The organism is Streptomyces sp. F001 (assembly GCF_004187715.1).
GTDB classification, from domain to species: Bacteria; Actinomycetota; Actinomycetes; order Streptomycetales; family Streptomycetaceae; genus Streptomyces; species Streptomyces flavusporus.
Window position 1 is genome coordinate 164,291 of the sequence record NZ_QZWF01000009.1, and the last position, 20,726, is coordinate 185,016.

18 protein-coding genes and 2 pseudogenes are annotated in these 20,726 nt (G+C 70.3%); 5 read left to right on the top strand and 15 right to left on the bottom strand.

Features of this window, described 5'->3' with window-relative positions; all coding sequences use genetic code 11:
* Positions 1-89: 89 nt before the first annotated feature.
* The 7 genes and pseudogenes from StrepF001_RS28540 to StrepF001_RS48390 all read right to left on the bottom strand — a co-directional run bounded on the left by StrepF001_RS28540 (position 90) and on the right by StrepF001_RS48390 (position 5,811).
* Entirely contained in the window at positions 90-779 is a 690-nt protein-coding gene (locus StrepF001_RS28540) for a GNAT family N-acetyltransferase (protein WP_240797713.1), read from the bottom strand.
* 237 nt (positions 780-1,016) lie between these two features.
* Complete coding sequence (locus StrepF001_RS28545; protein ID WP_129801083.1) at positions 1,017-3,026, bottom strand: IucA/IucC family protein; 2,010 nt, start codon at positions 3,024-3,026, stop codon at positions 1,017-1,019.
* 111 nt (positions 3,027-3,137) lie between these two features.
* A pseudogene (locus StrepF001_RS28550) lies at positions 3,138-3,782 on the bottom strand (aminotransferase class III-fold pyridoxal phosphate-dependent enzyme); the annotation flags it as partial.
* 474 nt (positions 3,783-4,256) lie between these two features.
* On the bottom strand, positions 4,257-4,682 hold the full coding sequence (locus StrepF001_RS46540) for a transposase (protein WP_206306965.1): 426 nt from the start codon (positions 4,680-4,682) through the stop codon (positions 4,257-4,259).
* The gene (locus tag StrepF001_RS28555; RefSeq protein WP_206306966.1) at positions 4,616-5,395 is read right to left on the bottom strand and encodes a helix-turn-helix domain-containing protein; all 780 of its coding nucleotides are present in this window, start codon (positions 5,393-5,395) and stop codon (positions 4,616-4,618) included. Before StrepF001_RS28555 ends, StrepF001_RS46540 begins: the two co-directional genes overlap by 67 nt.
* Before the next feature lie 75 nt (positions 5,396-5,470).
* A complete protein-coding gene (locus StrepF001_RS49625; protein WP_276322845.1) occupies positions 5,471-5,599 on the bottom strand; it encodes a hypothetical protein in 129 nt (42 codons plus the stop codon).
* A gap of 74 nt (positions 5,600-5,673) precedes the next feature.
* On the bottom strand, positions 5,674-5,811 hold the full coding sequence (locus tag StrepF001_RS48390; protein WP_240797714.1) for a hypothetical protein: 138 nt from the start codon (positions 5,809-5,811) through the stop codon (positions 5,674-5,676).
* On the opposite strand from StrepF001_RS48390, the gene StrepF001_RS28560 reads away from it, so the two are divergent.
* From StrepF001_RS28560 to StrepF001_RS28570, 3 genes are all read left to right on the top strand, one after another.
* Complete coding sequence (locus tag StrepF001_RS28560) at positions 5,743-5,895, top strand: L-histidine N(alpha)-methyltransferase (RefSeq protein ID WP_240797725.1); 153 nt, start codon at positions 5,743-5,745, stop codon at positions 5,893-5,895. The genes StrepF001_RS48390 and StrepF001_RS28560 overlap by 69 nt on opposite strands.
* Positions 5,896-6,133: 238 nt before the next feature.
* Complete coding sequence (locus tag StrepF001_RS28565) at positions 6,134-7,357, top strand: hypothetical protein (protein ID WP_129801085.1); 1,224 nt, start codon at positions 6,134-6,136, stop codon at positions 7,355-7,357.
* A gap of 168 nt (positions 7,358-7,525) precedes the next feature.
* Complete coding sequence (locus StrepF001_RS28570; RefSeq protein ID WP_129801086.1) at positions 7,526-8,737, top strand: hypothetical protein; 1,212 nt, start codon at positions 7,526-7,528, stop codon at positions 8,735-8,737.
* A gap of 75 nt (positions 8,738-8,812) precedes the next feature.
* On the opposite strand, the pseudogene hflX reads toward StrepF001_RS28570, so the two are convergent.
* From hflX to miaA, 6 genes and pseudogenes are all read right to left on the bottom strand, one after another.
* Positions 8,813-10,296: pseudogene (gene hflX, locus StrepF001_RS28575) on the bottom strand (GTPase HflX).
* A 192-nt stretch (positions 10,297-10,488) separates the two neighbouring features.
* Positions 10,489-12,048, bottom strand: coding sequence for a M1 family metallopeptidase (locus tag StrepF001_RS28580; protein ID WP_129801168.1), 1,560 nt, complete (start codon positions 12,046-12,048; stop codon positions 10,489-10,491).
* A gap of 152 nt (positions 12,049-12,200) precedes the next feature.
* Positions 12,201-14,399 carry an HD domain-containing protein gene (locus StrepF001_RS28585; RefSeq protein WP_129801087.1) on the bottom strand — a complete coding sequence of 733 codons (2,199 nt, stop codon included), beginning with the start codon at positions 14,397-14,399 and terminating at the stop codon, positions 12,201-12,203.
* A 244-nt stretch (positions 14,400-14,643) separates the two neighbouring features.
* Positions 14,644-15,513, bottom strand: a complete 870-nt coding sequence (dapF, locus tag StrepF001_RS28590; RefSeq protein WP_129801088.1) for a diaminopimelate epimerase — start codon at positions 15,511-15,513, stop codon at positions 14,644-14,646.
* A 266-nt stretch (positions 15,514-15,779) separates the two neighbouring features.
* A complete protein-coding gene (locus tag StrepF001_RS28595) occupies positions 15,780-16,286 on the bottom strand; it encodes a hypothetical protein (protein ID WP_129801169.1) in 507 nt (168 codons plus the stop codon).
* A 108-nt stretch (positions 16,287-16,394) separates the two neighbouring features.
* Positions 16,395-17,333, bottom strand: coding sequence for a tRNA (adenosine(37)-N6)-dimethylallyltransferase MiaA (miaA, locus tag StrepF001_RS28600; protein ID WP_129801089.1), 939 nt, complete (start codon positions 17,331-17,333; stop codon positions 16,395-16,397).
* Positions 17,334-17,515: 182 nt separating this feature from the next.
* On the opposite strand from miaA, the gene StrepF001_RS28605 reads away from it, so the two are divergent.
* Positions 17,516-17,794: a hypothetical protein gene (locus tag StrepF001_RS28605; RefSeq protein ID WP_129801090.1), complete on the top strand. Its 279-nt coding sequence runs from the start codon at positions 17,516-17,518 to the stop codon at positions 17,792-17,794.
* Between the two features lie 24 nt (positions 17,795-17,818).
* Positions 17,819-18,088 (top strand): antitoxin, encoded by a 270-nt coding sequence (locus StrepF001_RS28610; protein WP_129801091.1) that lies wholly within the window; start codon positions 17,819-17,821, stop codon positions 18,086-18,088.
* 83 nt (positions 18,089-18,171) lie between these two features.
* Here the strand turns inward: StrepF001_RS28610 and StrepF001_RS28615 are convergent, their stop codons facing one another.
* On the bottom strand, positions 18,172-18,900 hold the full coding sequence (locus StrepF001_RS28615) for a class III extradiol dioxygenase subunit B-like domain-containing protein (protein WP_129801092.1): 729 nt from the start codon (positions 18,898-18,900) through the stop codon (positions 18,172-18,174).
* A gap of 66 nt (positions 18,901-18,966) precedes the next feature.
* The gene (gene miaB / locus StrepF001_RS28620; protein ID WP_129801093.1) at positions 18,967-20,496 is read right to left on the bottom strand and encodes a tRNA (N6-isopentenyl adenosine(37)-C2)-methylthiotransferase MiaB; all 1,530 of its coding nucleotides are present in this window, start codon (positions 20,494-20,496) and stop codon (positions 18,967-18,969) included.
* Positions 20,497-20,726: the final 230 nt, after the last annotated feature.

Below are 20,726 nucleotides of genomic sequence, written 5' to 3' on the forward strand. Positions count from 1 at the left end.
CTTCCATCTGGGCTCGAACGAGTTCGGACCGAGTGGGAACCGAATCGCGGCGGGCGGTGTACCAAAAGTGATGACGCCATCGCACAGTGCTACAGCAGATCACGCAGAGACCGGTCTCGAACCATGAGAGCGGCCCGTTTGGCAGGCAGGTCCACCTCGGCGGCGAACCGGAAACCGGCGCTGAGGAAGGCAGCCACGGAGGGAGTGTTGCGAATGTCGGGTTCCGCGACGACACGTGCGCAGGCGGGCCGTTTGACGAGAACGAGGTCGGCGACTGCTCTGAGCAGCATGCGGCCGATGCCCTGCCCACGGTCGGCGACATCACCGATCAGGAGGTGGATACCGGTGTCATGAGGCCGGGCGGGGTAGTAACGGGCGAGCGAGTCGAGGTCCGCCCGGTAGATCTCCCAGTAGCTCATCGGCGTGCCGTCCAGCACACCGAGACATGGGACGCTGCGTCCGTCGCCGGCCAATTGGGAACGCATATGATCCTCGGTCACGTTCGGAGGCCCGGCCAGCTCCCAGAACGCGGCTACGGCGGGGTCGTTCATCCAGCGGCCGATGAGCGGCAGATCCCGTTCGACCCGCACGGGGACGAGCTGGAAAACACCCGCGGGTGTGTCGGTGGGTCCCCAATCGCCCACGTGGTCGAGCAGATCGTCGCGGAGAGCAGTGGTGACTGCTGTGTGCCGTGCCATCCCTCGGGCATCGCCCCTGTCTGCGTCGGCCCTCTCGTTGGCGAGGAGCGAGATGAGCTCTGCAGGGAGGTTGAGGTCCAAAGTGTCCTCACCATCCGCGTCCGCAGGTTTGCCGGTGCTCGCGTCGGCGCCGGGGTCCCGGTCGGGGACGGGGACGGGGACGGGACGGGGACGGCACCAGCGTCGGCGCTCGCGTCGGTCGGAGGCACGGGAGGCTCCTCTCAGGATGCGGGGCGTCTTCCTCGTGGATGAAGGGAGTGGCAGTGATCAGAGCTGACCGTGGTCGGGCACGGGCGCATCGGTGGCCAGGCATGAATGTCAGGAACGCAGGGGGTTGGCGATGGTGACGTAGACGGACTGGGTGTCCACCGGGCCAACGAGTTCGTCGAGGCCGTGCAGCCGGGTCAGCAGGTTGGCCTTGCAGCGCAGGACGGATGAGTCGAGAAGCCGGGCGGGAAGTGAGGAGCGCAGCCGGTCGGGGCCGAAAGCAGCGCTTTCGAGGAAGCGCCGGAAGGCGGCAAGAAGCAGGGTTTCGTCAGCGAGTCGCTGTGATCCGAACGCACCGATGAGGCCGAGCACGTTGTTGATCGCCAGGTAGTACGCGAAGCGCTCGTCGGTGGTCTCGTCCGACACGAAGGTGTCGCTGCGCTCTCCGATGCCCGGCAGCCGGGCCTCCAGCTCGGCACGCCAGGACTCACGGAAGTAGTAGCCCTGGTTGTCGCGGTAACGGCCGCCCGCCGGCCACCCGTCGCCGTCCAGCACGAGCAGCGTGTTCTGCTGGTGGGCTTCGAGGGCGATCCCCGCCTCGCCGTCCATCCACAGCACGGGACGGGCGACCTGTTCGAGGTAGCGCAGGAACCACTCGGCTGCTACCGCTCCACGCGACCGGCCGGTCCGGGCTGCGATCCGCATGACGAGGTCGGCCAGTCGGGACCGCATCGGCGGCGTGGCGCACTGCGGATGGCCGGCGCAATCTGGCTGGACGTGCGGCCGAGGTGCGACGAGTCCAGCGACGCAGGAGACGTCGTCCGACGGGGTGACCGGGTTGTGCCGGATCATCACGTCGAGCCCGTGCACGGGACTGCCGTCCGGTGCGTCGACGGCGAGCCAGGCCGGATCGCGGACGATGTCGAAGCACGGATGTGCGGCCCGCCACTGCTGGGACAGGCCGCTGCGCAGCAGGCGGTGGACCTCGACACCCCGGTGGAGTTCCTTGCGTAGGTTCTCGCGGCGGGAGTTGGTGATGCGTAGTCCCACGGACAGCTTGAGCATGGCTGGGGCGTGTGACTGGTAGACGGTTCGGACAGAGGAGGTGGCGTGCCAAGGGGAACCGTGTATCCCCAGGTCCCGGAGCAGTCCCGCGTCGAGCAGGGCCGCGATGTCGTGGCGGTGCCGGATCTCGCGCATCTGCCAGGGATGCAGCGGCAGGGCGGCATAGCCGTCGGGCAGTGGCAGGCCGGCTCCGGCAAGGCGGGTCGTGAGCTGGGGAGCGGAAACCGGACGGCCGCGCTCGGTCCAGGCCGAGTCGCCAGCGAGTACGGACGGAGCGGCAGCGATCCAGTGCAGGGGGAAGGAGCCGCGCAACTCGGGTGAGTACAGCCGTGCTTCGGCTTCGGTGAGGCCTTCGCGGCTCTTCGGGGTCGGGTGCAGGGGATGTCCGAGCAGGAGTGCCTGTTCGGCTGCCAGGAAGAGGTCGGGCCTGTCGGCTGGGGCCTGTCGGCGATCGCTGATGAAGGTGACGACGCGGCGGACGGAGTCGGCGACGCGTGCGACGAGATCGGTGCCCTCGGTGGGTGTGGGGGCGAAAACGGGAGTGCGAAGTGGGGAGATGGTTGTGGCGATGGAAGCGGGTGGTGCGGCGGGCGTGCCGGTCCCCGGGGATGTGCGCTTCGAGGGCCGGCCCCCGATCGACTCCCGGGCCAGCAGGGCTGCGACGGTGACCGCATCGAGAGGCGGGGCCGATTGGTGTGCGTCAGCGAGATACGGCAGACCGAAGCGGTGCCAGCCCGTGGGTGACCAGTAGTGCACCGGGACGAGCAGAACGGTGCCGCTGGCAGGCAAGGGGATACGGAGGGTGTCATGGTCGGGAGCTGCGAGGCCGGTTTCGCGCACCCAGCAGCGCAGCAGGTTCTCCACCGACGCCGCCTGGGCCGCGGTGTCAGCGTCGGGGTGGTCCAGAAGGTCGGTGGTGTGGTCGTGCTGCTGCTGGGTTTCCCGAGCACCGCCGTGCTGTCCAGGGAGACTTGGGCTCGTCGGCACAGCCGGGGTCTGCGTCCCGCGCCGCGCGGGGGTGCGAAGGCGGCCGTCAGGTGTGGGTGCGGTGGTCACGTCGGTTCCTCGCGAGGTCGATCTGGTTCGTGTGGGAGGAGCAGGCGGTGCTGGGGCGCGGGCGTGCGTGGGTACGCAGGTGCATCGGCGTCGTGCACAGCTGCATCGGCGTTACCGAGCCTGCTCGGCGTGATCGGGGTGGCTGTGGAACGGGTGGTGCGCGTGGGGCGTCGGATCGCCCAGGTATTGACGGGTGCTACCGCGGGACGCCGCCGTGAGGGTGTCGGACAGGCGCTCGAGTACGGCGGACGCCTGCTCGTCGCTGATGGTCAAAGGAGGGAGCAGCCGTACGACGCTCATCCGACGGCCGCCGAGGCCGACGATGAGGCCCCGGCAGATGCACTCCCGCTGGACAGCGGCGGCCAGTTCGGGGGCGGCTTGGCGTGGGTCGTGGGTGGGGCCCGGGCTTGTGGAAGCCGCCGCATCGGAGGCCGCCGAGGTCACCAGTTCGAGGCCGATCATCAGACCCCCGCCGCGTACCTCACGGATAGAGAGGAACTCCTCGGTAATTCCGCGGAGTTGGGACAGCATGCGGGACCGGAGTGTGGCTGCTCGTTCGACGAGCCGGTGCCCGCGGACATGGGCGAGGGTTGCCATGCCTGCGGCCATCGCCGACTGGTTGCCGCGGAACGGGCCGGTGTGAGTGCCGGGTTGGCGGCCCGCGAGGTCGTCGCGGCAGGCCACCACGGCCAGCGGCAGGCTGCCGCCGATGGCCTCGGGCAGGATCATCACGCCGGGCGTCACCTCGCTGTGCTCGGGACAGGTCCGCGCTGCCGACTCGCACGCCGGCTGACGGCGCAGGGTTCCCTCGGTCACGACCATGACTCCCTGTCCTCCCGCGGTAGGGCGACGAGTTGGTCTCGCGTTCTCCTCATCCGGCCCTCGAACGCCCCCTTCGCTTTCCTGAGCCCGCTCCCGCCTCGCCCAGCGCGAACGGTCCCCGGCGCCCGTCGAACAGCCACCGGCCCGACCAGTCCCATGCCCGACAGCGCACCGGCCCTGTCCGTCCCACCCAGAACCGGGACGCACCCTCGAGGACCAGACGGCATCGCCCCGAGGCGCCCTGGACCAACCCCGCTCCCCCTTCCCACCGCTACCAACCGCGGCCCCGCCACCGGGTTACGGGTTGCTTCAAGATCCTTCACCTGGGCAGGCCACAGCTCAGGCGGCTCGGCCGGCGAAGGAACAGCTGAAGTGCCGGCCCGACTGAACCTAGTAGATTGTCGCAACTTAGTTTTGCTGTGCGGTTGGGTAGAGGTGGCGCAGTTTCACGCGGGCGTCGTCGGTGGTGAAGTGCCAGTCGACTTGGCGCTGGTCGCTGTTGGTCTGCTGCTGCCAGGCGGCGAGTTCGGCGTTGAGCACGGCGAGGTCGTCGATGCGGCGGTCCAGGCACTGGCGGGTGAGCGCGGAGAGCTCGATCTCGGCGATGTTGAGCCAGGATCCGTGTTTGGGGGTGTGGTGGATCTCCAGGCGCTGTGCCAGCGCGAAGGCTTTCCCCGGGTCGAACGCCTCATAGAGCGAGGCGATGGTGTGGGTGTTGAGGTTGTCCATCACCAGCACGACCGTGGCGGCGTCGGGATAGTCCACGGTCAGCAGGTGTTCGACCTGGCGCGCCCAGTCGACCTTGGTCCGGCGGGGCTGGATCCGCGTCGCCATCCGCGCAGCGGTTCAACCCAGCAGAGATCGAGCAGGTCCCCGAGCGGACGTACTCGTTGTCCTCGCGCGGTCACGGCCGGCCGCGGGGGAAGCGGATCGCGGACGTGGCCGAGCAGCTGGTACGGCTTCTCGTCCTGCACACACCGGGCGCGCCGGGTCGCAGGGGCGGCGGTAAACCGCCAGGACGTCTTCCATCGCCGCGGCGAAGGCCGCATTCGCGGAGGGGGATGGTCCAGCACTTCTTCAGGTGAGGACGCAGTTCGTTTTTTTAACACCCGGCCGATCGTGGAGTGGTCCAGGTTCGGGATGTCCTCGATCAGCGCGACGTGCTTCTCCAGCAGGCGCAGCGACCACCGGGCATGTCCCTTGGGCGGCGTCGAGCAGGCCAGCGCGATCAGCCGGGCTTCGACCTCGCCGGTCACCGGGGAGGGCACCGGCGGGCATGCGCGTTCCTTCCGGCCGACCGTGGCCCACACATCGCCGCCGGTCTCCGCGTACCGCTTCGAGATCAGGCGGACCGACTCGCACGAGACCCCGACCCGTGCCGCGATCACCGCCCGCGGATCGACCTCGCCGACCGACCTGTCCAACGCGAGCAGCACCCGAGCCCGCCTGATCATCGACGCGCTGCGGACCCCCGTCGTGGTCACCCGCACCAACGCCTGACGATCCTCAGCACTCAAGGCAACCGGATACTTCTTCTGTGACGACATGGCACCCCCGCCCGGCCGAAGTGAAGCGGCGAGGGGAGACTGCCCGACCGTCAACTCCACCAATCAGAGCCATACTTAGCAGCGACAATCTACTAGTCCGGACGCTGCCGAGCCGCGACGCTCGTACATCTCCAGGGCCTGCGCCATCGCCGGTTCGCGCACGCCGGCGTCGACGGCTTCAGCGACGGCCTCGTGCAGCGACATGCTGAAGTCAGGGTCGGCCACCGGGTCGGGACGGGCGCGGCGCCTCCCACGAGGGCAAAGGCCGGTCCGGCGGATCAGGTCGCGAGATCCCCGACCTCGATCTCACCCTCGACCTCGCTGAGGGTGCGGTCCTGCGCACCGAACTGTCGTGCAAGTTCCGCCGCGACACTCTCACCACCGAACTCAAGGCGGGCGGCTTCACCGTCCGCCACTGGTGGACCGACCCGGCGGCCCGCTTGGCCCTCGTCATGGCAGTGCCCAGCCCCGGCAGCTCGCCGACCGCCCCGAAACCGTAGGGGAGCAACTCCCCGCCGGTCACGGGAGGACGTCAAATCGGCAGCATTCCGGACGAGTTGCCAGTTCAGCCAGCCCGTAGCAAAACCGTTGCCGTTCCGTCGGAAGTCCCCCACTGCGAGCGCATAGTGTGGGGTGCCATTCCCAGAGAGCCGTGAGATCGGTCTGAGCTCGGCGTGAGTTCGGTCCGGGGTCGTGGCCGCAGCACGGATTCGTTTCACCACCAGGGGGAGTAACACCATGCGATCCATACGGCCGTCGTTCACCGCTCGCCGGGAGGGGAGCACGCGCCGCGGAACCTCCCCCGCACTGGCCGCCGTTGCCCTGGCCTCAATGCTCGCGCTCACGGCCACCGCCTGCGAGTCGGGCGACCCCGCGGCGGACGGTGAGGCGTCGGCCTCGGCGACGGCGGAAGGCGATGGCGGGATCACGATCCCGGACGACATCAAGGACCAGCTCAGGGAACACGGGATCGACCTCGACAAGTGGCAGAACGGCGCCTGGAAGAACTGGGACAAGGACGACTGGCTGCGCGAGGCCGAGGACTTCATCAACCCGATCATCGAGGACCTGTGGAACCCGGACCGGATGCGCGAGGCCGAGGAGCCGGACCAGGGCGTCGACGAGGGCGAACTCTCCGGTGACCAGGGCGTGACCGACCCGACGCCGGCGCCGGTCGAGGCGGAGGCCGTGCCGGCCAAGTACCACGACAACGCGCCCGAGGCGGGGAAGCTGCTCTTCGACGCGCCCGAAGGCACGATGGTCTGCTCGGCGACGGTCGTCGAGGACCCGGCCAACCCGGGCAAGTCGAATCTGGTGTGGACGGCGGGTCACTGCGTGCACGCCGGCAAGAAGGGCGGCTGGTACCGCAACATCGCGTTCGTGCCGTCGTACAACGATGCGGCCATGTCGGCCGCGGAGCTGCAGAGCGCCACCAAGGAGGAGGTCGCTCCGTACGGTGTCTGGTGGGCCGACTGGGTGCAGACCTCGGACCAGTGGATCGAGCAGGGCGGTGCGACGGGCGGGGACGGAGCCGCGTACGACTTCGCCGTCCTTCATGTGACGCCGGAGGAGGGCAGCGGCGGCAAGTCCCTGGAGGAGACGGTGGGTTCAGCCCTTCCGGTGGATTTCGCAGCCCCGGCCGTACCGGGTGTGGACAGCATGACCGCGACGGGCTACCCGGCGGCGGCGCCGTACGACGGCCAGACGCTGTACCAGTGCCAGGACAAGCCGGGACGCCTGTCGATCAACGCGTCGGACCCGACGATGTACCGCATCGGCTGCACGATGACCGGCGGCTCGTCCGGCGGTGGCTGGGTCGCAACCGGATCGGACGGCAAGCCCGCACTGGTGTCTAACACCTCGATCGGTCCGGTGAGTTCGGGCTGGCTTGCGGGACCGCGGCTGGGCGAGGAGGCCAAGGGCGTGTTCGACGCGGTCAGCGGGAAGTTCGCGGGCCGGTGACGGCCTCGTAACGCGGGCGGCGGTGGGACAGCGCACGGGAAACCTTCACCGCCCCACCGCCGTTCACCCTCAACCTCACGGGCATAGTGGGGTGTTGCCGACGAGGAAGATCCCCGTCGGCATGACAAGAACATGACACACGCACGTTTCGACGGGGGTCATCACACCATGCGTTTCACACATACGCCCGCCTCTTCACGGCGCGGTCGGCGTCGCACGTTCCTCGCCGCCGGCGGCCTGGTCGCCGCCCTGGCGCTCACCGCGACCGCCTGCGGCGGCTCAGGGGAGGACACGGCGGGCGGTGAGCCCGGCGCCACCGCTTCCCAGGCGGGCGGCAACGCCGACGGCGGGGTCCGAATCCCGTCCGACATCGCCGACCAGCTCAAGGAGCACGGCATCGATGTCGACGACTGGAAGGACGGCGGCTGGCAGGACTGGGACAAGGACAAGTGGCTCAGTGAGGCCAAGGACTTCGTCAACCCGGTGATCGAGGGCCTCTGGAAGCCCGAGCGGATGCAGTCCGCCGAGGAGGCCGACAAGACGGTCTCCACGAAGGACGCGTCAGCCGGCCAGGGCGTCAGCGACCCCGAGCCCGCGCCCGTGGAGGCCACGGCCGAGAAGACGCCGTACCACCAGAACGCGGCACCGGTCGGCAAGGTCTTCTTCGACTCGCCGGAAGGCCCCAGCGTCTGCTCCGGCACGGTCATCAAGGACGTGAACCATCCGGGCAAGTCCAACCTCGTCTGGACGGCCGGCCACTGCGTGCACGCAGGACAGAGCGGCGGCTGGTACCGCAACATCGTGTTTGTCCCGGCCTACAACGACCTCGGCAAGTCCGAGGCCGAACTGGGCAGCGCGAACGCCACGGAGATCGCCCCGTACGGCAACTGGTGGGCGGACTGGGCATCCACATCGAACGGCTGGATCGAGGGCGGCTCGGAGACCGGCGGAGCGGGCGCGGCGTACGACTACTCCGTGCTGCACGTGCAGCCGGAGCAGGGCGCCAAGTCCCTGGAGGAGACGGTCGGCGCGGCACTGGACGTGGACTTCTCCGCCCCGTCCGCGGCCGAGGCCAGGGAGATGGGCGCCTGGGGCTACCCGGCGGCTGAGCCGTACAACGGTCTGAAGATGTTCAAGTGCATCGACGAGCCGGGCCGGTTCTCGCTCAGCCCGTCCCTGCCGACGATGTACCGCATCGGCTGCACCATGACGGGCGGCTCGTCCGGCGGCGGCTGGTTCCGGGTCGTGGACGGCGAGACCAAGCTGGTCTCCAACACGTCGATCGGCCCGGCCGACAACACCTGGCTCGCCGGCCCGCAGTTGGGGCAGGACGCGCAGTCGCTGTACGAGAACATGAGCGAGACCTACGGCGGTCGATGACGCGCCCATGGGAAAGGCCCGCCCCTCACACCAGGGGCGGGCCCATCCGTTTCAGTCCGCCGGCGCTACACCGGCTCAGGCGGTCGGCGCCGGAACGTACGGCGCGAGCTCGGCTGCCAGTTCCTCGTGCACCCGCACCTTGAGCAGGGTGCCCTCCGGGGTGTGCTCCTCGGAGAGCACCTCGCCCTCGTCGTGTGCACGGGCGACGAGCTTGCCGTGCGTGTACGGCACCAGCGCCTCGATCTCGACGGACGGCCGCGGCAGCTCGTTGTCGATCAGCGCGAGCAGCTCGGCAATGCCCAGACCGGTGCGGGCCGAGACGGCGATGGAACGCTTCGCAGCCGCTGGAGCGTCAGCGGATCGGCCGCGTCGGCCTTGTTGATCACGACGATCTCGGGTACGTCGGTGGCGCCGACATCCCTGATCACCTCGCGCACGGCCGCCAGCTGCTCTTCCGGAGTCGGGTGCGAACCATCCACCACATGCAGGATCAGGTCGGACTCACCGACCTCCTCCATCGTGGAACGGAACGCCTCGACCAGGTGGTGCGGCAGGTGCCGTACAAAACCGACCGTGTCGGCCAGCGTGTACAGCCGACCGCTCGGCGTCTCGGCCCGGCGGACGGTCGGGTCCAGGGTCGCGAACAGGGCGTTCTCGACCAGGACGCCGGCCCCGGTGAGGCGGTTGAGCAGCGAGGACTTGCCTGCGTTGGTGTAGCCCGCGATAGCGACCGAGGGCACCTTGTGGCGCTTGCGCTCCTGGCGCTTGATCTCGCGGCCGGTCTTCATCTCCGCGATCTCCCGGCGCATCTTCGCCATCTTCTCGCGGATCCGGCGCCGGTCCGTCTCGATCTTGGTCTCACCGGGGCCACGGGTGGCGAGACCGCCGCCCTTGCCGCCGCCCATCTGCCGGGACAGGGACTGACCCCAGCCGCGGAGCCTCGGCAGCATGTACTGCATCTGCGCGAGCGCGACCTGCGCCTTGCCCTCTCGGGACTTGGCGTGCTGGGCAAAGATGTCCAGGATCAGTGCCGTACGGTCGATGACCTTGACCTTGACGACGTCCTCGAGGTGGATCAGCTGGCCCGGGCTGAGCTCACCGTCACAGATGACGGTGTCCGCGCCGGTTTCGAGCACGATGTCGCGCAGCTCCTCGGCCTTGCCGGAACCGATGTAGGTCGCCGCGTCGGGCTTGTCGCGGCGCTGGACCACGCCGTCGAGCACGAGCGCCCCCGCCGTCTCCGCGAGGGCGGCGAGCTCCGCGAGGGAGTTCTCCGCGTCCTGCACGGTCCCCGAGGTCCAGACGCCGACGAGCACAACGCGCTCCAGACGGAGCTGGCGGTACTCGACCTCGGTGACGTCCTCGAGCTCGGTGGAGAGGCCCACGACGCGTCGCAGAGCCGCGCGCTCGGAGCGGTCGAACTGATCGCCGTCCCGCTCTCCGTCGATCTCGTGGCTCCAGGCGACGTCCTCTTCCATCAGGGCATCGGCCCGAAGACCTTCGGGGTAGTCGTGCGCGAGGCGCTTGGTGTCCTGGGAAAAGGAAGAAGAGGAGGTCATTGGGTCCTTACGTCGATGCGGAATCCTTGTGCGGCGACGGGGCGGAAGCAGAGGCTTCGGAGTCGGTCCGTCACTCTCCACAACGCATGAGTACCCCGGGAGATTCCCGTGACCCGTGCCCGTGGCGTGAGGTGGTGGACCGTGCCGCCGACCTGACGATGGTCGCACGGCACGCCCCGTCTCGTCACCGTCTTATTTCCCGGCCGTGCGGGCCGCCTTCGGGGCCGAGGGGGCCGCCTTCGGGGCCGCAGTCTGCTTCCAGTCCGGGTGACCTGGCATCGGCGGGGTCTTCTTGCCGTAGAGCCACTTCTGGAAGAAGCCGCTCAGGTCGCGTCCGGCGGTGCGGGAGGCGAGGGCCACGAAGTCGGCGGTGGTCGCCGTGCTGTCCTTGTGGCGGCTGACCCAGGCTCGTTCCAGGCGCTCGAAGGCGGGGCGTCCGATCTCCTGGCGGAGGGCGTAGAGGACCAGGGCGGCTCCGTCGTAGACGATCGGCCGGAAGATGCCCAGCCGGCTGCCGGGTTCGGGCGCCTTCGGGGCGGCGGGCGGGCCGCCGGACGCGCGCCAGCGGTCGGAGGCGCCGTACGCCGCCCGCATCCGCGCCTCCAGGGACTTGCCCGTCTTCTCCTCCGTGTAGAGCGCCTCGTACCAGGTCGCGTGCCCCTCGTTGAGCCACAGCTCGGACCAGGTGCGCGGACCGACGCTGTTGCCGAACCACTGGTGGGCCAGTTCATGGACCATGATCGACTCGACGTACCACTTGGGGAAGGCCGGGTCGGTGAAGAGCTCTCTCTCGAAGAGAGAGAGCGTCTGCGTCTCGAGTTCGAAGCCGGTGGAGGCGTCGGCCGCGAGGACTCCGTACGTCTCGAAGGGGTAGCGGCCGACCTTGCTCTCCATCCAGGCGATCTGGTCGGGGGTCTTCTTCAGCCACGGTTCGAGGGACGCCTTGTGCGCGGTGGGCACGACGTCCCGGAGGGGCAGTCCGTGCGGGCCCTTGCGATGCAGCACCGTGGAGCGGCCGATGGAGACCTGAGCGAGTTCGGTGGCCATGGGGTGCTGGGTCCGGTACGTCCATCTGGTCGCGGCACCGGCCCGTTCCACGCTGGTCGGCAGGCCGTTGGCGACGGCCGTGAAGTCCTTGGGCGCGGTGACCCGGATGGTGAACAGTGCCTTGTCGGAGGGGTGGTCATTGCTCGGGAACACCAGGTGGGCGGCGTCGGCCTGGTTGGCCATGACGAGTCCGTCGGCCGTGCGAATCCAGCCTCCCTCCCGGCCGCCGACCGGCACGGGGTCGCTGGTGTGCCGGACCGTGATCCGCATCCACTGCCCCCTGGGCAGCGGCTTGTCCGGCGTGACCACGAGGTCCTCGCCGGCCGCCGCGTACGTGGCCTGCTCACCGTCGATCTCGACCGAGCGGACCGCACCGCGGGCGAAGTCGAGGTTGACGCGCTCCAGCGGGGCGGTGGTCCAGGCGTCGATCGTGGTGACCGCCTGGAGGGGCTTGGCATTGGTGCCGGAGTAGGTGAGGGAGAGGTCGTACGAGGCCACGTCGTACCCCGGGTTCCCCAGGTGCGGGAAGAGACGGTCGCCGACGCCCAGCGGGGTCGGCGGGGTGCTCGCGGCGACGAGGCACACGGACACGGCGGAGGCGAGCAGCGCCGCCTTGACACCTCGGGTGGCCTTGGAGGATCTGGTGCGAGGTCGGGGCGCGGCGGCGCCGGACAGGGAAGCCCTGTCAGGGGTGGTGAGCAGCATGGACCCCACGGCTACCAGCACGCCTGTACCGCACGGCCACGACGCGCGCCGGGGCCCACCCGAACGGGCTCTGTACATGACTCAAGGGGCCTCGGAGCCGGCTCGGAGCCGGGCCGGGCGCGGCAGCTCACGCCGTGCAGGCCCCGCGAGCCTCACCACGTCGGCGCGTGGTGCTGCGCCCGGCTCACCTCGTACACCCCCGGCACATTGCGCATCGCGCGCATGAGGGAGGGCAGCTGGGCCGCGTCCGCGAGCAGGAGCGTGTACGTGTGGCGTACGCGCTGCTGGCTGGGGGGTTCGACGGTGGCCGAGACGATCTCGGCGCCCTCGAGGGCGATGGCCTCGGTGAGGTCGGCGAGGAGATGGGGTCGGCCGAACGATTCGGCGACGAGGGTGACGCGGCACTCGGCGGTGTCGCCCCAGCGCACGCCGACCTCGGCGCGCCCCGCACTCTTCATCCGGGCCACCGCGGCGCACCCGACGCGGTGCACGGTCACCACTCCCCCGCGCACGACGAACGCGGTGACCTCGTCGGGCGGTACGGGCGTACAGCAGCCGGCGAGCCGCACGCTCGCGCCGGGCCGGTCGACGACGACGGCGTCGGCTGCGGTGCGCGGTGCGGGACCATCGGCAGCACGCCTGGGGGCGGCTTCGGCGACGGGGTGTGTCCGGGTCGGCGTCTCGGCGTCCGCCGGCGCGGGCGCCGGATGGGTCGCGATCCAGCGCTGGATGGCGATGCGGGCGGCGGGCGTGTGCGCGTGCTCCAGCCACTCCCGGGAGGGCTCGGAGGCGGGGTCCTGGCCCATGAGGAGCTGGACGGTGTCGCCGTCCTTCAGGACTGTGCTCAGCGTCGCCAGGCGGCCGTTGACCCGGGCGCCGATGCATGCGTGCGCGTCCTCGCCGTACTGCGCGTATGCGGCGTCCACGCAGGTGGCACCCTCGGGCAGGCCGAGGGTGCCACCGTCGGGGCGGAAGACGGTGATCTCGCGGTCCTGGGCGAGGTCCTCGCGCAGGGTGGACCAGAAGGTGTCGGGGTCGGGCGCGGACTGCTGCCAGTCGAGGAGGCGGGAGAGCCAGCCGGGCCGGGTGGGGTCGACGCGCTCGCCGTCGGCCGGGGACTGCTCCTCCGAGGGAGGAGCGTAGGGATTGCCGAGCGCCACGACACCGGCCTCGGCGACCTTGTGCATCTGGTGGGTGCGGATGAGGACCTCGACGACCTGGCGATCCATGGCGGTGCCCCCGGGCGAGTCCGGTCGGGCCCGGGGAAGGGCGACTGCGGTGTGCAGCGACTGGTACAGGTTGAACTTCGGTACGGCGATGAAGTCCTTGAACTCCGATACGACGGGCGTCATACAGGTGTGCAGTTCGCCCAGGACGCCGTAGCAGTCGGCGTCCTCGTTCACCAGGACCAGGATGCGGCCGAAGTCGGTGCCGCGCAGTCGGCCGCGCTTGCGGGAAATGCGATGCAGGGAGACGAAGTGCCGGGGCCGGATGAGGACTTCGGCCTGGATGCCGGCCTCGCGCAGCACGCTGCGCATCTCGTCGGCGATCTCGGCGAGGGGGTCGTCGGGGCGCGCCGCGTTCTCGACGATCAACTCCCGTGTGTGTTCGTACTCCTCGGGGTGGAGGATGGCGAACACCAGGTCCTCGAGTTCGGTCTTGAGCGCCTGGACACCGAGCCGTTCGGCGAGCGGGATGAGAACGTCCCGGGTGACCTTCGCGATCCGGGCCTGTTTCTCGGGGCGCATCACACCGAGCGTGCGCATGTTGTGCAGCCGGTCGGCGAGTTTGATCGACATCACGCGGACGTCGTTGCCGGTGGCGACGAGCATCTTGCGGAAGGTCTCGGGCTCGGCGGCCGCCCCGTAGTCGACCTTCTCCAACTTCGTGACGCCGTCGACGAGATAGCGGACCTCCTCGCCGAACTGCTCGCCGACCTGGTCGAGGGTCACCTCGGTGTCCTCGACGGTGTCGTGGAGGAGAGAGGCGGTCAATGTGGTGGTTTCCGCACCGAGTTCGGCGAGGATCAGGGTGACGGCGAGCGGATGCGTGATGTACGGCTCGCCGCTCTTGCGCATCTGGCCGCGGTGCGAGGACTCCGCGAGCACGTAGGCGCGGCGCAGGGGTTCCAGGTCGGCGTCGGGGTGGTGGGCGCGGTGCGCGTCGACCACGTGGCTGATGGCGTCGGGCAGTCGGTCGCGGGTGGCGGAGCCGAGCAGCGCGGCGCGCCCCAGTCGGCGCAGGTCGATCCGGGGGAGCGACCTGCGGCGCGGCGCCGCGGGCGCCACCGGGCCTGTCGCGGGGCCCGTCACCGCGCCTGGGCTCGCAGGGTTCGTGGCCTCCGCACTCATGGGCACCTCCGGCTGCGTGGACCGGCGAACGGGGTGCCCCATGGCGGACACGGCTCAGGGGTCGGCGTCTTCTCCCCCGTCCGGGCCGGTGCTTGATGCTACCGAGCCCATCACGCGCGATGGACCGCCTCTCGCCGAGCGTGAAACGGATCACCCATTCGAGCGAGGGTTTGGAGGTTTACGGCTGCCGACAACGTGAGTTGGAGCGGACCTGGCGTCGAACACGCGCTCCAGGGCCGCCCTTTCAGCGGACGGCGCCCGCGAGCCACTCCCCGTCGATCTCGCCCTCGGCGACGATCATCGCGGGGCCGGTCATCTCGATCTCGCCGTCGGGCCGTTCGGTGATCACGAGGCGTCCGCCGAGGACGTCGACGGTGTACGTCGCCGGAGTCCCGGTGACGGCCGGGTCGGCGCCGTCCCGCCGGGCGGTCGCCACGGCGACGGCGCATGCGCCCGTGCCGCAGGAGCGGGTCTCGCCGGCGCCGCGCTCGTGCACGCGCATCGCAACGTGCCGGGGGCCGCGGTCGACGACGAACTCGACGTTCACCCCGTCCGGGTAGGCGGAGGCCGGGCTGAACGGCGGCGGCGCGAACAGGTCGCCGGCCTGGGCGAGGTCCTCGACGAAGGCGACCGCATGCGGGTTGCCCATGTTCACGTTCCGCGCGGGCCAGCTGCACTCACCCACGCTCACCGTGACGTCCCCGTCGGGGAGCAGCGCCTTGCCCATGCCGACAGTGATGTCACCGTCCTTGGCGAGGTGCACGGTCTTCACGCCCCCACGCGTGGCGACGGTGATGTTCCCTTCGGCCACATGCCCGGCATGCTGGAGGTAGCGCGCGAACACACGCACGCCGTTGCCGCACATCTCCGCGATGGATCCGTCGCCGTTGCGATAGTCCATGAACCACTCGGCCTCGGCCGCCATCTCCCTGGCCTCGGGGTGTGCGGCGGACCGCACGACGTGCAGCAGCCCGTCACCGCCGATGCCCGCACGACGGTCGCACAGGGCGGCGACGGCGGCCGGGGGCAGGTCAAGGGTGTTCTCGGGGTCCGGGACGATCACGAAGTCGTTCTCGGTGCCATGCCCCTTGAGGAAGGCGATCCGCGTGCTCATTCCTCGATCGTACGGGGTGGGTACGACAGCCGGGGATCACGGGCGGGCCAGGCGGTCACGGCACGTGGCCCAGGTCACCGGGCGGCCCAGGCCACGGCGCGTGGCCCACGTCACATCGCGCGGGCCGGGTCTCGCGCGGCCATGTGGTCACGGAGCGACCCACGCGGTCACGCGGCGGCCCAGGTGGTCACGGAGCAACTACACGGTCACCGGCGACCCGACTCGTCAGCGGCAGCAACCCACCCGGTCACGCGGCGGCCAGCCGGTCAGCGCAGCCGGGCCACTCGCCAGACGGCCAGCACCACCACGGCGGCGACCACGATCATGTAGGCCAGTACCACTCGCCAGTCCGGGCGCCGGCCCGATCCTCGCTGCGGCAGCCCCGGCCAGGTGTAGCCCACCTTGCGCGCGGCCATCATGCCCCACCCGGCCGCGCAGGAGCAGATCAGCAGCCCCAGCATGGCGATCACGGCCCCGCTGTCGCCGAAGTCGAAGGCCAGCGGGAACGCGAACATCAGGGAGCCGAGCGCGGCCAGGCCCACGATGGGCGCGAGCTGCCACAGGCGCAGCCGGCGCTGGGGGCGCAGTTCGACCTCGACCTCGGGTCCGCCGACGAACATCTCGTCGGGCTCGGGGCCGTCGTCGGTCATGCCGTCCGGTGTCTCATCGAGCCCGTCAGGGCTCAGACGGCCGTCGGCGTCCCGCTCCGGTTCGCCACGCTCGGTGGTGGCGCGCTCGGGGCCTTGTGCGGTGTCGCGAGGGCCGGCCTCCATCGCCACGCGCCCTCCCAACTTGGACTCCACTTGGTCGATCGAAGCTCGATGATGGCACGGCGTCAGAGGCCCGGATGACGGCCGGAGCGTCCCGATGCCATCACGTGATCAGGCTGTAACCGGTCGTTCGACCAACGCCAGAGCGAGGTGCGGAAGTTCCGTGAGATCCGCCGCAGCCCCACTCAGCCAGTGCACCCGGGGATCCCGTCTGAACCATGAATCCTGACGGCGCGCGAAGCGCTTGGTGGCACGGACGGTCTCGGCCCGCGCCTCGTCCAGCGTGCACTCGCCGGCGAGCGCCGCGAGAACCTGCTGGTAGCCGAGTGCACGCGACGCCGTACGCCCCTCGCGCAACCCCTGCGCCTCAAGTGCGCGCACTTCCTCGACCAGCCCCGCCTCCCACATCCGGTCGACCCGGCGGGCGATGCGCTCGTCCAGCTCGGGACGCGCCACGTCGACGCCGATCTGGACGGTGTCGTACACGGAGTCATGGCCGGGGAGGTTGGCGGTGAAGGGCCTGCCGGTGATCTCGATCACCTCCAGCGCCCGGACGATACGACGGCCGTTGCTCGGCAGGATCGCGCGCGCGGCCTCGGGATCCGCGGCGGCGAGGCGGGCGTGCAGCGCGCCGGAGCCGCGCAGTGCGAGTTCCTCCTCCAGCAGGGCCCTGACCTCGGGGTCGGTGCCGGGGAACTCCAGGTTGTCGACGGCCCCGCGGACGTACAGGCCGGACCCGCCGACCAGGATCGGCCAGCGGCCCTGGTCGAGCAGCGCGTCGATCCGCTCCCGGGCGAGCCGCTGGTACTCCGCAACAGAGGCCGTGACGGTCACGTCCCAGATGTCCAGGAGGTGGTGCGGGATGCCGGCCCGCTCCTCAGGCGTCAGCTTGGCGGTGCCGATGTCCATCCCTCGGTAGAGCTGCATGGAGTCGGCGTTGACGACCTCCCCATCGAGTTCCCGGGCCAGGTGGATGCCCAGATCGGACTTTCCGGCCGCGGTCGGTCCGACGACGGCGATGACGCAGGGGGTGGGGGGTGCGCTACTCACTGCACCAGTCTCGCAAACTTCCGGCCCCGCCCTCGAACGAGTTACGTGACGGCGGGAGTCCGGGGTCGTTGCCCGTTGCGAGGTTCTCGCCGCCAGTGCACAGAGGCGGTGACCGGGGCGATGCAACCGGACGCACCGGGCTACGCGGGATTTCGCCCGCACGAGTAACGTATGGAGTTGATATGGGCGTTTTTGCGCGACTTCTCCGAAGGTCGAAGGCCAAGGAGGAGGCGGCGACCGCCGAGGCCCAGGCCGACACACCGTCGGCGGGGTCCGAGGCGGATGAGGCTGGGGAAGCGAAAGGGACGACGGAGGCGGAGGCCGAAGCCGGGACCGGTACGGAGACGGCCACGGCGACGGACGAGGGCGACGGCACCGGCCCGGAGGCGGTCGGGATCCCCCAGCAGCAGTCGGCCGGGAAGGCGGCCGACAGCGAGGCCGACGAGGGCGCCCACACGTAGAGTTCCCGCAAGGGAAGGTGAACCATGGGACTCTTGGACAATCTGAAGGCCAAGCTCACCCCGGCCAAGGGCAAGGTCTCTGATCTCGCACAGCAGCACGGGGACAAGATCCAGCACGGCATCGACAAGGCCGCGAAGGTCGTCGACGAGCGGACCAAGGGCAAGTACAGCGACAGGATCCACACGGGCACCGACAAGGCCAAGGGCGCCATGGACCGACTCGCGCACAAGGACCGTACCGACACGGGAGAAGGCCCCGCCACACCGCCGGGCCCACCGCCGCCGGTCTCCTGAAGGGCACACGACGGGCGGCCGCGGAGCAGAACGCTCCCGGCCGTCAGCCGTTTCCGAACGCCCCCGTTGTTTCCGGACGCCCCCTACGACCAGGCCGCCACCACGTACCCCACCCCGTACGGCGCGTCCTCGTACAGCAGCGCGCCCGCGAGCCCGGTGCCCTCGGCCGCGCCCGCGAGCACCTGCCAGGGCGCCCGGCCCGACGCCTTCAACTGCCGCGCCAGTCCCACGTCCAGCGCCTCGAGGGCCGCGACGTCCGCCGCCCCCAGCGCACGCGCGACCGCCGTGTCGAAGGGCTCCGCCCGCTCGTCGAGATAGCCCGGCGCCTTCAGCGAACGGCACGCGCTGGCGTCGCCCATCACCAGCAGGGCCACCCGCTCGGCCTGCGCGGCTGTGTCCCTTCCGATATCGATACACCGCTCGGGCCCGAGCGGTTCCCCCACGCCGAGTCCCTCGATCGGGGCGTCCGACCATCCGGTCCGCTCCAGCAGCCATGCCGCGACCGCGAGCGACGGCGGAAGCTCACGTTGCACCTCCGCGTCGGCGGCCTTCTCCCGGCCCAGCCGTACGTCGAGTCCCACGCCGAAGCCACGGAACGAGCCGCGGGTGCCCTCCGGATACGTCAGGTACGACTCGGCGCCGCCCGTCGGCTCGGGCCCCACGACCACCAGCCGGTCGGGCCGGGCGGCGGCGAGCAGCCCCACGGCGTCCGTGCACGCGGCACGAGCAGCCTCCAGCTCGGGTGCGGCACCTGATGCGATGTCGGGCACGAGGAGCGGCGGGCAGGGGCATACTGCGGCGGCGACAAGCATGATCGGCAGAGTAGCTCCGAAGAGGGTGCCACGCGCGCGTGGGACCTGCTCCGCCGAGGTGCGAGGTCAGTCGCAGCCGCAGCCGCTGCCCGAGGCGACCGGCAGTGGCGCGGGCACGCCGACCTTCGGCAGCCCGAGCAGCACACCGGCCGGCTTGGCCGCCTGAGCGGCGTTCCGCTTCTCCCAGGCGTCACCCGCGCGCGTGCGACGCACGTCGAGGACGGGGCCCTCGGCGAGGAGGTGGTGCGGGGCGGCGTAGGTGACCTCGACGGTGACCACGTCGCCGGGGCGTACCTCCTGCTCCGGCTTGGTGAAGTGGACCAGGCGGTTGTCGGGGGCGCGGCCGGAGAGGCGGTGGGTGGCGCCGTCCTTGCGGCCCTCTCCCTCGGCGACCATCAGCTCCAGGGTGCGGCCGACCTGCTTCTTGTTCTCGTCCCAGGAGATCTCCTCCTGGAGGGCGACGAGGCGCTCGTAGCGCGTCTGGACGACCTCCTTGGGGATCTGGTTGTCCATCTCGGCGGCCGGAGTGCCGGGGCGCTTGGAGTACTGGAAGGTGAACGCCTGGGCGAAGCGGGCCTCGCGCACCACGTGCAGGGTCTGCTCGAAGTCCTCCTCCGTCTCGCCCGGGAAGCCCACGATGATGTCGGTGGTGATCGCGGCGTGCGGGATGGCGGCGCGGACCTTCTCGATGATCCCCAGGTAGCGCTCCTGGCGGTAGGAGCGGCGCATCGCCTTCAGGACAGTGTCCGAACCCGACTGGAGCGGCATGTGCAACTGCGGCATCACGTTCGGCGTCTCGGCCATGGCGGCGATGACGTCGTCGGTGAAGTCGCGCGGGTGCGGAGAGGTGAAGCGGACGCGCTCCAGGCCCTCGATCTTCCCGCAGGCCCGCAGCAGCTTGCTAAAGGCTTCCCGGTCGCCGATGTCGGAGCCGTACGCGTTGACGTTCTGGCCGAGCAGCGTGATCTCGGAGACACCCTCGGCGACCAGCGCCTCGGCTTCGGCCAGGATGTCGCCGGGGCGGCGGTCCTTCTCCTTGCCGCGCAGCGCCGGGACGATGCAGAAGGTGCAGGTGTTGTTGCAGCCGACGGAGATCGACACCCAGGCCGCGTAGGCGCTCTCACGCCGCGTCGGCAGCGTCGACGGGAAGGCTTCGAGCGACTCGGCGATCTCGACCTGCGCCTCTTCCTGGACGCGCGCACGTTCCAGCAGGACCGGCAGCTTGCCGATGTTGTGCGTGCCGAAGACGACGTCCACCCAGGGCGCCCTCTTCACGATGGTGTCGCGGTCCTTCTGCGCGAGACAGCCGCCGACCGCGATCTGCATGCCGGGCCGCTTGGCCTTCTTCGGCGCGAGGTGGCCGAGGTTGCCGTACAGCCGGTTGTCGGCGTTCTCGCGTACGGCGCAGGTGTTGAAGACGACGACGTCCGCGTCGCCGTCCGACCCCTCCGGCGCGCGCACATAGCCGGCGTCCTCCAGCAGACCGGCCAGTCGCTCGGAATCATGGACGTTCATCTGGCACCCGTAGGTGCGGATTTCGTAGCTCTTGGGTGCTTGAACGTCCACTGCGGGGCTCCGGTCGCTGCTGCTGGTCATGCCTCAAGAGTAGGCGGTCCCGGGAGAGCCTCTTCCGCCGCCGTGAACTGACCGTGCGGCGCCGACTGCGAGACGCCGAACGCGGCGGTCCGCTTCCGTGCACCGACGGCACAACGCTGTGCGCGGACGGGCAATCCACGCGAACCGTGCCGTCATAGCGTGCGGCCTGATCCCGCTCCACAGCCGTCCGGACGCCGCGCGGTGGCCGGTCTGATCAAGGCTGCCGCGCG

What these genes read in the sequence shown, in the direction of transcription:
- StrepF001_RS46540 (WP_206306965.1), bottom strand. Translation starts at nt 4,682, where the DNA reads ATGGCGACGCGGATCCAGCCCCGCCGGACCAAGGTCGACTGGGCGCGC.
- StrepF001_RS28555 (WP_206306966.1), bottom strand. Translation starts at nt 5,395, where the DNA reads ATGTCGTCACAGAAGAAGTATCCGGTTGCCTTGAGTGCTGAGGATCGT.
- StrepF001_RS49625 (WP_276322845.1), bottom strand. Translation starts at nt 5,599, where the DNA reads ATGTCGCTGCACGAGGCCGTCGCTGAAGCCGTCGACGCCGGCGTGCGC.
- StrepF001_RS28565 (WP_129801085.1), top strand. Translation starts at nt 6,134, where the DNA reads ATGCGATCCATACGGCCGTCGTTCACCGCTCGCCGGGAGGGGAGCACG.
- StrepF001_RS28570 (WP_129801086.1), top strand. Translation starts at nt 7,526, where the DNA reads ATGCGTTTCACACATACGCCCGCCTCTTCACGGCGCGGTCGGCGTCGC.
- StrepF001_RS28580 (WP_129801168.1), bottom strand. Translation starts at nt 12,048, where the DNA reads ATGCTGCTCACCACCCCTGACAGGGCTTCCCTGTCCGGCGCCGCCGCG.
- StrepF001_RS28585 (WP_129801087.1), bottom strand. Translation starts at nt 14,399, where the DNA reads ATGAGTGCGGAGGCCACGAACCCTGCGAGCCCAGGCGCGGTGACGGGC.
- dapF (WP_129801088.1), bottom strand. Translation starts at nt 15,513, where the DNA reads ATGAGCACGCGGATCGCCTTCCTCAAGGGGCATGGCACCGAGAACGAC.
- StrepF001_RS28595 (WP_129801169.1), bottom strand. Translation starts at nt 16,286, where the DNA reads ATGGAGGCCGGCCCTCGCGACACCGCACAAGGCCCCGAGCGCGCCACC.
- StrepF001_RS28605 (WP_129801090.1), top strand. Translation starts at nt 17,516, where the DNA reads ATGGGCGTTTTTGCGCGACTTCTCCGAAGGTCGAAGGCCAAGGAGGAG.
- StrepF001_RS28610 (WP_129801091.1), top strand. Translation starts at nt 17,819, where the DNA reads ATGGGACTCTTGGACAATCTGAAGGCCAAGCTCACCCCGGCCAAGGGC.
- StrepF001_RS28615 (WP_129801092.1), bottom strand. Translation starts at nt 18,900, where the DNA reads ATGCTTGTCGCCGCCGCAGTATGCCCCTGCCCGCCGCTCCTCGTGCCC.
- miaB (WP_129801093.1), bottom strand. Translation starts at nt 20,496, where the DNA reads ATGACCAGCAGCAGCGACCGGAGCCCCGCAGTGGACGTTCAAGCACCC.